Consider the following 2,081-nt stretch of genomic DNA (forward strand, 5'->3'; position numbering starts at 1 on the left):
GCCATGTACGGGGTTCTCATTGAATCATGAAAATGCCCGAGGATCGCCGCCCGATAGCTGCTATTTACAGTATAGGATAACGTATATTGGTATGATGATTCGAGACAATGCTAGTAGAATGGCCTGGCCCCCACCCAGCTCTTCTTACTCCTATTCGGGTTTAGCGGAGAACACAATTTGGGGTATTCAAGAGAGCCTCTACAAAGACAATGGTCGAATGTTGATCTTTCTCGGTGGCGGATTTCTTCTGCTCACCTTCTACCGCTGGCTCTGCTTACCCCGAGAAAACTAATCCGCTGGAGTGGGGTTTACCCTGCTTGTCGCATCAGCAGGCTCATTCATGCGCCTGGACAGGTAAAATGCGTCCATGAAACTTTGCGTTACCGACAATGGCCGCTTTCTTCAGTGGGACGACCAGACCCCCTTTTTCTACCTCGCTGACACGGCTTGGGAGCTGTTTCATCGGCTGACACTCGACGAGGCCAAGCACTACTTGGAGGTGCGTGCCGAGCAGGGCTTCACGGTAATCCAGGCGGTTCTGTTGGCGGAGTTCGAGGGGCTGACGGAGCCCAATCAAAACGGCGATCTACCGCTGCATGACCTCGATCCGGCCAAGCCCAATGAGAAGTACTTCGCGCATGTGGACGCTGTGCTGGACTATGCGGACTCGCTCGGCCTGATGGTGGGCCTGCTGCCGACGTGGGGCGATAAAGTAGTGAAGGCGTGGGGCGTTGGGCCGGTGATCTTTAACCCAACTAATGCCTACGCCTACGGCAAGTGGCTGGGGCTGCGCTATCTCCACCGCGAGAATGTGATTTGGATCAACGGCGGGGATCGCAAGCCAACCACCGAGGAAGAGAAAGAGACGTTTGTAAAGCTCGGTCAGGGGCTGCGCGACTCTGACCCAAACCATCTTATTACCTTCCATCCGCAAGGCGGCTGTCACTCCAGCGACGACTTTCACACCGAAGACTGGCTGGACTTCAACCAGATTCAGTCGGGCCACGGAGCGCGGCGAATTGACAACGCAGCGATGGTGGACAAGGACTACGCTCTCACGCCGGTCAAGCCCACTCTTGATGCGGAGCCGTGCTACGAGAACCACCCGATCAACTGGAAGCCCGACACCAGCCGCTTTAGAGACGACGATGTGCGTAGCGCACTCTGGCGCTCGGTACTGGCGGGAGCGTGCGGCGTGACCTACGGCTGTCAGGATGTCTGGCAGTTCTTCGACTCTAGCCGCCACCCCGCGATTGCCTATGCCGACACCCACTGGGCCGAGGCGCTACACTTCTCCGGCGCGTGGCAGGTGCGGCACTTGCGCTCGCTGATCGAGGAGCGCGACTTCACCACGGGCGTCCCTGCTCAGGAGCGCATTCTCACCGAAGACACCGGCGTGCGGTGCCTGGTTGGCGAGGGCTGGCTTCTCTGCTACCTCCCCGAAGGCGGCGAGCTCGATCTGGCGGTAGACGAGCTTGGCTTCGACACCGCTGCCGTGAGCTGGTACGACCCGCGCACGGGGATCGCGGTCGACGATGAGGAGGTGGACTGCGATGGCACTATCAATGTCGCCCCGCCTACCTCGGGCCGTCACAACGACTGGGTGCTTTGCCTCGAAGCCACCGAGCTCGCCGATGACGATGAGGACTAAGCAGTGGCTTACCCAGAAACTAAAAGAGGAGCCCGGGCTAGCCCTTAGTCTGGGCTACCTCTGCCTGACTCTGATCGGCCTCACGTATCAGTGGGAGCTCCTGCGCCGCTTTGGTGTGAATCGCGGACGGATACATTCCCCGGAGCTTGCTCCGCGTCCGAATGGAATGTTGAGCGAACGTGAATGGTTGTTTTGCTCTTGAGCAGCCTACGCCTTCCGGGTCGCGTCAGGCTGTTCTCTGGCCTCCGGCGAAGCCGGATTCGGGTAGATACCTGCATTGAGTTATTGTCGACTATGAACTATAAGACTCATGGTTCGCTCATTTTTTGAGGGGTTTAGCAAATTTGAGGTAACCTCGTTTCATGACCGAAACGCTCACTCTTATCACGGAACGGGTAGATGACATCCCCGTATTATTCGAGCAGATGCA

Annotated in this window: 1 protein-coding gene; it reads left to right on the plus strand. The window is 57.7% G+C overall.

What is annotated here, in order from left to right; genetic code table 11:
* Nucleotides 1-367 precede the first annotated feature (367 nt).
* Nucleotides 368-1,651: a DUF4038 domain-containing protein gene (locus RMO15_RS30575; RefSeq protein ID WP_309722178.1), complete on the plus strand. Its 1,284-nt coding sequence runs from the start codon at nt 368-370 to the stop codon at nt 1,649-1,651.
* The last annotated feature ends 430 nt before the right edge of the window (nt 1,652-2,081 follow it).

The sequence above is a fragment of the Armatimonas sp. genome, assembly GCF_031410135.1.
In the GTDB taxonomy this organism is placed as follows: domain Bacteria; phylum Armatimonadota; class Armatimonadia; order Armatimonadales; family Armatimonadaceae; genus Armatimonas.

Excerpts from the sequence above, each read along its gene's own strand:
- RMO15_RS30575 (WP_309722178.1), top strand. The coding sequence starts at position 368 with ATGAAACTTTGCGTTACCGACAATGGCCGCTTTCTTCAGTGGGACGAC.